The sequence below is a fragment of the Microbacterium sp. genome, from assembly GCF_031178525.1.
GTDB lineage: Bacteria > Actinomycetota > Actinomycetes > Actinomycetales > Microbacteriaceae > Microbacterium.
Window position 1 is genome coordinate 1 of record NZ_JAPSJA010000125.1, and the last position, 7,666, is coordinate 7,666.

At 70.5% G+C, this 7,666-nt stretch carries 6 protein-coding genes and 1 pseudogene; 4 read left to right on the forward strand and 3 right to left on the reverse strand.

What is annotated here, in order from left to right; genetic code table 11:
- Both RIF89_RS09030 and RIF89_RS09035 read right to left on the reverse strand, forming a co-directional pair.
- Positions 1–94, reverse strand: a pseudogene (locus RIF89_RS09030) (ribose-5-phosphate isomerase); the annotation flags it as partial.
- A 76-nt stretch (positions 95–170) separates the two neighbouring features.
- Positions 171–1,421 carry a ferrochelatase gene (locus RIF89_RS09035; RefSeq protein ID WP_309068791.1) on the reverse strand — a complete coding sequence of 417 codons (1,251 nt, stop codon included), beginning with the start codon at positions 1,419–1,421 and terminating at the stop codon, positions 171–173.
- A gap of 157 nt (positions 1,422–1,578) precedes the next feature.
- Here RIF89_RS09035 and pepN point away from each other — a divergent pair, with 157 nt between their 5' ends.
- From pepN to RIF89_RS09050, 3 genes are all read left to right on the forward strand, one after another.
- The gene (gene pepN / locus RIF89_RS09040) at positions 1,579–4,128 is read left to right on the forward strand and encodes an aminopeptidase N (RefSeq protein WP_309068792.1); all 2,550 of its coding nucleotides are present in this window, start codon (positions 1,579–1,581) and stop codon (positions 4,126–4,128) included.
- A gap of 84 nt (positions 4,129–4,212) precedes the next feature.
- Positions 4,213–5,421 carry a mechanosensitive ion channel family protein gene (locus tag RIF89_RS09045; RefSeq protein ID WP_375294458.1) on the forward strand — a complete coding sequence of 403 codons (1,209 nt, stop codon included), beginning with the start codon at positions 4,213–4,215 and terminating at the stop codon, positions 5,419–5,421.
- A 28-nt stretch (positions 5,422–5,449) separates the two neighbouring features.
- Positions 5,450–5,890, forward strand: coding sequence for a globin (locus RIF89_RS09050; protein ID WP_309068793.1), 441 nt, complete (start codon positions 5,450–5,452; stop codon positions 5,888–5,890).
- On the opposite strand, the gene RIF89_RS09055 is transcribed toward RIF89_RS09050, so the two are convergent.
- Positions 5,891–6,556, reverse strand: coding sequence for a hypothetical protein (locus RIF89_RS09055; RefSeq protein ID WP_309068794.1), 666 nt, complete (start codon positions 6,554–6,556; stop codon positions 5,891–5,893).
- A 39-nt stretch (positions 6,557–6,595) separates the two neighbouring features.
- Between RIF89_RS09055 and RIF89_RS09060 the strand changes: the two genes are divergently transcribed.
- Positions 6,596–7,465 carry an acyl-CoA thioesterase II gene (locus RIF89_RS09060; protein WP_309068795.1) on the forward strand — a complete coding sequence of 290 codons (870 nt, stop codon included), beginning with the start codon at positions 6,596–6,598 and terminating at the stop codon, positions 7,463–7,465.
- Positions 7,466–7,666 lie beyond the last annotated feature (201 nt).

Here is a 7,666-nt window from a genome sequence, read left to right on the forward strand (position 1 = left end):
GATCGACCACCTCGTGCCCCTGCTCGGCCAGGTGGTGCTGCAACTGGGTCGAGAACTCGAGGCCGGCGTGGTCGGTCGCGATGTGGATGCGCATGGACTCGATCCTAGATTCTCGTTCGCCCCGCGACGGGCGAACAGCTTCTGCGTCGGCTCAGGAGCCGGGACGGCGCTCAGGGCAGGATGCCCGCCGCGGCCGGCATGAAGCCGAGGCGGACGTTCTCGCTGTCCCCCGGCCGCGCGATGTCGTACCACGGCCCGAGTTCCGTGAGCGCGGGGCGCTCGGACGCGGGAGTGCCGTTCAGACGCTCCTCGACGAGGTCGATGAGCCCCGCGACGAACGCGGGGTGCACGCCGGGGGTCTGCGTGCGCACGGCCTTCATGCCCGCGTCCGACGCCGACCGGATCGCCTCGTTGTCGAGGTCCCAGAGCACCTCCATGTGGTCGCTGATGAAGCCGAGCGGCACGATCACGACGGCCTCGACGCCCTGCGCAGGAAGCTCGGCGATCTCGTCGTTGATGTCGGGCTCGAGCCAGGGCTGCGAGGCGGGGCCGGAGCGCGACTGGTACACGAGCTTCCCGCTCGACGCCGCCGCCTCGGGCAGCTCGTCGGACAGCCGCGTCAGGATGTGCGCGGCGACCGCGCGATGCTGGGCGGCATACGCGCCCCCCTCGCCCCAGTCCACGTCGCGCGGGCCGGAGCGGTCGGCATCGGCCGTCGGGATGCTGTGCGTCGAGAACAGCACGCGGATGGCCGGCGCCGCGATGCCCTCGGCGAGGAAGGCAGCGACCGCGTCGCGCACGCCCTCGTAGAACGGCTCGACGAAGCCGGGGTGGTCGAAGAACAGGCGCACCTTGTCGATCGTGACGGGATCGTCCCCCTCACCGAGGCCCGTGTCGATCAGCACGCGAGCGAAGTCCTCGCGATACTGACGGTCGCTCGAGTAGGAGCTGTACGCGCTCGTCGCGATCGCGAGCAGTGTGCGGTGGCCGTCCGCGTGCGCCGCGCGGACGGCGTCTTCCAGGAACGGGTCCCAGTTGCGGTTGCCCCAGTAGATCGGCAGGTTCAGTCCGCGGCGGGCGACCTCGGCCTCGAGCGCCAGCTTGAGCCGGCGGTTCTGCTCGTTGATCGGGCTCACGCCCTCGAAGTGGCGATAGTGGGTCGCCACCTCCTCGAGCCGCTCGTCCGGGATGCCGCGGCCGCGCGTCACGTTCCGCAGGAACGGGATGACATGGTCCTGCCCTTCGGGGCCGCCGAAGCTCGCCAGCAGGATCGCGTCGTAGGCGACCGGGGTCTCGATGAACGGCTCTCCGGAGGATGCGGCCCCGGAGGCGAACAGCGGGCCGCGTCGCTCGATCGTTGCGGTGACGGGGGTCGATCCGGAAGTCTGGTTCTCGTCGCGCTGCTCGTTCACGTCCTTCATTTTCGCACCTCTGTAGAAGTCGGGTCGTGCCCGCGACAGCCGCCTCGTTCGGACGTTCTCCGAGCCTCGCCTGACGGACGACGTAGTCTTGACGAGTTGTCGCCGGCGCCATCCGCACCGGCGCGTCCCCCGACCCATACCCCACGGGAGCTCAGCAGTGCCTGGAGAGAACCTCACCCGCATCGAAGCGCACGAGCGTCGCGCCGTCATCGACACCCGCGCCTACGAGGTCGCCCTCGACCTCACCAAGGGCGCGGAGGTGTTCGGCTCGCGCAGCGTGGTCCGCTTCGCCGCGACCCCGGGCGCCTCCACCTTCATCGATCTCATCGCGCGAGAGGTGCGCGAGATCACGCTCAACGGACGCGAGCTCGACCCCGCCGAGGTCTTCCACGACTCGCGCATCGAGCTGCACGACCTCGAGGCCGAGAACGAGCTCGTCGTCGACGCCGACTGCTGCTACACGAACACGGGCGAGGGCCTGCACCGCTTCGTCGACCCGGTCGACGGCGAGGTGTACCTGTACTCGCAGTTCGAGGTGCCGGACTCGCGACGCATGTTCGCGGTGTTCGAGCAGCCCGATCTGAAGGCGACGTTCCAGTTCACGGTGACGGCGCCGGCGAACTGGAAGGTGGTCTCGAATGCGCCGACGCCCGAGCCGATCACGCACGACGACGCGAAGACCGCCACGTGGGGTTTCGCACCCACGCAGCGGATCTCGTCCTACATCACGGCGCTGATCGCGGGGCCGTACGAGGAGACGCGCTCCGAGCTCATCAACTCCGAGGGCCGCGTCATCCCCCTGGGCGTGTTCGCGCGCCGGAGCCTGTGGCAGCACATGGATGCCGAGTACATCTTCGAGAAGACCCGTCAGGGATTCGCGTACTTCGAGGAGAAGTTCGGCTATCCGTACCCGTTCGAGAAGTACGATCAGCTGTTCGTGCCCGAGTTCAACGCGGGCGCCATGGAGAACGCGGGAGCGGTGACCTTCACCGAGGCGTACGTGTTCCGCAGCAAGGTCACGGACGCCATGAAGGAGCGTCGCGTCGTGACGATCCTGCATGAGCTCGCCCACATGTGGTTCGGCGACCTCGTCACGATGCGCTGGTGGAACGACCTGTGGCTCAACGAGTCGTTCGCGGAGTGGGCGTCCACGATCGCGACGGCCGAGGCCACGGAGTGGACCGAGGCGTGGACCACCTTCAACGCCATGGAGAAGACCTGGGCGTACCGCCAGGACCAGCTGCCTTCGACACATCCCGTCGTCGCGGAGATCAACGACCTCGAGGACGTGCAGGTCAACTTCGACGGCATCACGTACGCCAAGGGCGGCTCGGTGCTCAAGCAGCTCGCCGCGTGGGTCGGCATCGACGCGTTCTTCTCGGGCGTCGGCGCGTACTTCGGCAAGCACGCGTTCTCGAACACGGAGCTGAGCGACCTGCTCGTCGAGCTCGAGCGCACGAGCGGCCGCGACCTGTCGGGCTGGTCGAAGAAGTGGCTCGAGACCGCCGGCGTCAACACGCTCTCGCCGGTGATCGACGAGTCCGGTGACGGCACGATCTCGCGCTTCGCGATCACGCAGACCGCCCCCGCCGACTACCCGACCATCCGGCCGCACCGCCTGGGCATCGGCTTCTACGATCTGAAGGGCGGCGCGCTGGTGCGCACGCACAGCATCGAGCTGGACGTGGACGGCGACCTCACCGAGGTGCCGCAGCTGAAGGGCGCGCGGCGCCCCGACCTCGTGCTGCTGAACGACCAGGACCTCGCCTACGCGAAGATCCGCCTCGACGACCGCTCCCTCACCACGGCGATCGAGCACCTCGCGGACATCGCCGATCCTCTCGCGCGGTCGCTCGTCTGGGGCGCCGCCTGGGATCAGACCCGCGACGCCGAGTCGGCCGCGAGCGACTACGTCGAGCTCGTGCTGCGCAACATCGGCCGCGAGACCGAGTCGACGACCATCCGCACGACGCTCGCCCAGCTGCAGCTCGCCGCGAACTCCTACGTGACTCCTGAGCACCGCGACGCCGCTCGCGCACGCGTCGCCGATGGGCTGTGGCAGCTCGCACAGGCGGCCGAGGCCGGCAGCGATGCGCAGCTGCAGTTCGTCACGGCGTTCGCGTCGGCCTCCGCGACCCCCGCGCACGCGGAGACGGTGCGCCGGCTGCGAGCCGGCGAGCTCGCGCTGGACGGCCTGACGATCGACACGGACCTGTCGTGGCAGCTCCTCGTCTCGCTCGCGGCGAGCGGCGTCGCCGACGAGGCGGCGATCGACGAGGCGCTCGATGCCGACAACACCGCGAAGGGCGGCGAGTTCGCCGCGCAGGCCCGGGCCGCGATCCCCAGCGCCGCCGCCAAGGCGGCGGCGTGGGCGTCCCTGATCGAGCAGGACACCCTGCCGAACACGATCGTGCGCTCGGCCGCGCTCGGCTTCGTGCACCCGGCGGGTCGCGCGCTGCTCGATGACTACGTCGGCCGCTACTTCGACATGCTGCTGCCCGTCTGGGAGTCGCGGACGTACAAGATCGCCGAGTACCTGTGCGAGCTGCTGTATCCGGCGCCGCGCGCGGACACCGCGCTGCGCGACGCGACGCGCGCGTGGCTGGGTGCGAACCCGGAGGCCCCCGCCGCCCTGCGCCGCATCGTGCTCGAGAACCTCGCGGGCGTGGAGCGCGCCCTGGCCGCCCAGGCCCGCGACGCGGAATGAGTTTCCTCAGCAGGGCCTGAACATCCCCAGCGAGCCCCGGTGCCACGAAACGTGGCCCGGGGCTCGCGTCATACCCTGGAGGGGATGAGATTCACGAACACGGACGAGGCTGTGGACCAGGCGCTGACCTTCGGCGAACGCGTCCTGGAAGTGCTGATGGCGATCGGGGGAAAGCTCCTCTGGATCGCGGTCACGATCGCCGTCTGCGCCCTGATCGCGTGGCTGCTGCGGCTGCTGGTGCGCCGCGTCGTCGACCGCATCGTGCGCGGCGCCAAGAGCAAGGCGAGGATCGACGACACGCGCGCGCTCGACAGGTCGCCGCTCGCCTCCGTGCGCCTCGTGCAGCGCACGCGCACGCTCGGATCGATCCTGACGAACATCATCAACACGACCGTCGTGATCGTGGCGATCATCCTGATCATCAATGTGATCGACGAGAACCTGCTCGGCTCCTTCGCGCTCATCAGCGCCGCGATCGGCGCCGGTCTCGGCTTCGGCGCGCAGAACATCGTGAAGGACGTGCTCAACGGCATCCTGATCGTCGCGGAGGATCAGATCGGCATCGGCGACGTCGTCGATCTCGGGCTCGCGACGGGCGTCGTGGAGTTCGTGAGCGTGCGGATCACGCACGTGCGGGACGTCAACGGCACCCTCTGGTACGTCCGCAACGGCGAGGTCACTCGCATCGGCAACATGTCGCAGGGCTGGTCGCGCGTCGTGATCGACGTGGGTCTGCCGGCAGACGTCGACGTCCCGGCGGTCGAGGCGGCTCTGCTCGACACGGCGGACGACCTGGCCAAGGACAAGCGCTGGCGCTCGCGCATCATCGACAGGCCCGAGGTCTGGGGACTCGAGTCCGTGGCGGGCGAGACGCTGATCGTCCGCCTCGTGCTGCGGGCCAAGCCGAGCGCGAAGGACGACGTCGCGCATGAGCTGCGTATGCGGCTGCGCGAGACGGTGAACGAGCTCGGACACGATCTGCCGTCTCTCGAGACCGTCACGCTCGCGGGTGCCGACGGCGCGCTGCGCGTGCGCGGCGCGAACCCGCCGCGCACGGAGCCGCAGCCGCTCCCGGAGCGCCCGTCATGGCGCCCGCTCGGGCGCCGCAGGAAGACCACCGCCGACGATGTCGCCCCCGTGACCGCGCCGCCGGCCGGGAACGCCTCGGCGCACACCACGCAAGACGAGCCCATCGCCGACGGGGAGCTGGATGAGACGGCCCCCTCCGCCGACGCTCCCGGTGACGCGCCGGACGGCGACGCCGGCCACCCGGGAAAGGACCGCGCCCTGTGAACGGAACTGCGCTGAACGGAGCCGGAAGATGAGCCTCGGGATCCGGCCCGAGGGGCACGGGGAGCATCCGTCGATCACGTTCTACGAGGCGATCGGCGGCCATGAGACGTTCGTGAAGCTGGTCGACGCGTTCTATCGCGGTGTGGCGGGAGATCCCGTGCTCAAGCCGATGTATCCCGAAGAGGACCTCGGGCCGGCCAAGGAGCGGCTCACGCTGTTCCTCGAGCAGTACTGGGGCGGCCCGACGACCTACAGCGAGAACCGCGGTCACCCGCGGCTGCGGATGCGGCACATGCCGTTCCACGTCAACCCCGACGCGCGCGACCGCTGGCTGCTGCACATGCGCACGGCGGTCGACGAGCTCGGCCTGGCGCCCCTGCACGAGGAGACGCTGTGGGACTACCTGCAGCGCGCCGCCCACGCGATGGTCAACACCTTCGAGCCCACTCCCGGAACGACGGCGCCGTGATCAGGCGGCGCCCGTGCGCCGCACGGCGGTGAGGCCGGTCGCGACCGGACCGCGGGACAGCACGTGCCCGCGCTGCAGTGTGATGCGCGTCCACCGACCCGACGTCGTGACGCGCGCCTGCTCCTCGCCGCCGATGAAGCCGAGCGAGAAGGCTGCGAACGCGACGCCCAGCGGCAGGCCGAGCAGCGCGTCATCCGGTGCACCCCACACGTCACCGCGGATCGCCCGCACGACGTCGTCACCGGCATCCGTCGGCACACGTTCGGCGACCGCAGCGATCCCCCACTGGGCACGCGACGCGAGGATCGCGGCCGCGATCTCGCCGCGGAGCTCCCATCCGCCGCGTGGCGGCGAGACGCCCGCCCAGGCCGGGGCGAGCGCGGTCTCCGGCAGGGCGAGGGCTGCGTCCTCCTCGGTCGCGGCCAGCTCGGACACCACGAGATCGCACTCGAGCTCGGGATCCGCCGCGACGACGCGCATCCCGAGCACTGTGGGCGTGCGATCGAGCAGGCCTCGCGGCGCCAGCGCCGCCGTCGACATCGCAAGCACGCCGCGCGCGGCCTGCAGCCGCACACCCTCGTCTCCGATGCGTGCCGCGCGTTGCGCGAAGGTCAGCGCGTCCCGGGCGGAGGGGGCGTCGGCGAGCACGAGGCGGGCGGTCGTCACTGGATCAAGCCTAGGCGGCCGCAAACCTAGACTGGTCGGATGACCGACGCCGCAGCCGCCGCCGACCCGATCGACGTGCTCTTGAACGTGCTCTCCCTGGGCGAGACCGGCGCCCGCACGAGCGAGGACATCTTCACCGCGTCCTCGCACCCCATGCCGAGCGGCCGCGTCTTCGGCGGGCAGGTGCTCGGCCAGTCGATCGTCGCCGCGTCGCGCACGCTCTCCCCCGATCGCGCGCCCCATTCGCTGCACGGCTACTTCCTGCGGCCGGGCGATGTGCGAAAACCGCTCACGTTCTCGGTCGACCGCATCCACGACGGCCGATCCTTCTCTCGTCGTCGCATCCAGGCCTTCCAGGACGGCGAGCCGATCTTCTCCGCCATCGGCTCGTTCCAGGACGAGGACCCGGGACTCGAGCACCAGCTCCCCATGCCGGAGGTACCCGGTCCCGCGGAGCTGAGCGGCCCGTCGCCGCTCGTGGCCGACCGACCGGACGCGTCCCTCCTCCTGCGTGCGAACCCGATCGAGGTGCGCCACGTCGGATCCGACATCTACCTGTCCGTCGAGGAGCGCGAACCGCGGCAGGCGGTCTGGACCCGTCTGCGGCGACCCATCGGCGACGACCCCGTGCTGCACCGCGCGGCGCTCGCGTACCTGACCGACTTCACGATCCAGGAGTCGGTGCTGCGCGCCCACGGCGTGCCGTGGTCGACGCCCGGTATCCGCACCGCGAGCCTCGACCACGCGATCTGGTTGCACCGGTTCGCACGGGCGGACGAGTGGCTGCTCTACGTGCAGGAGTCCCCGAGCGCCCGCGGCGGACGCGGTCTCGCGCAGGGGCACCTGTACACGCGCGACGGCCGGCTGGTCGCGTCCGTCGCGCAGGAGATCATGCTCCGCGTCCCCTGAGGTCGCGGCGGCCGACCGATCGGATCCGCTCTCAGTCCGCCTGCTGCAGGCAGGCCTCGAGAGCCACCCAGCCGAGCATCGCGCACTTGATGCGCATCACGTACCTCGCGACCCCCTGGAAGGCCGCGGCGTCCTCCAGCGACTCGGGCGGGTCGCCTGCGCCGCGCGCGCGCAGCATGGTGCGGAACTCCTCGACGCGCT

Coding starts and splice junctions, on each gene's coding strand:
- RIF89_RS09035 (WP_309068791.1), bottom strand. CDS start 1,421: ATGAAGGACGTGAACGAGCAGCGCGACGAGAACCAGACTTCCGGATCG.
- RIF89_RS09045 (WP_375294458.1), top strand. CDS start 4,213: ATGAGATTCACGAACACGGACGAGGCTGTGGACCAGGCGCTGACCTTC.
- RIF89_RS09050 (WP_309068793.1), top strand. CDS start 5,450: ATGAGCCTCGGGATCCGGCCCGAGGGGCACGGGGAGCATCCGTCGATC.
- RIF89_RS09060 (WP_309068795.1), top strand. CDS start 6,596: ATGACCGACGCCGCAGCCGCCGCCGACCCGATCGACGTGCTCTTGAAC.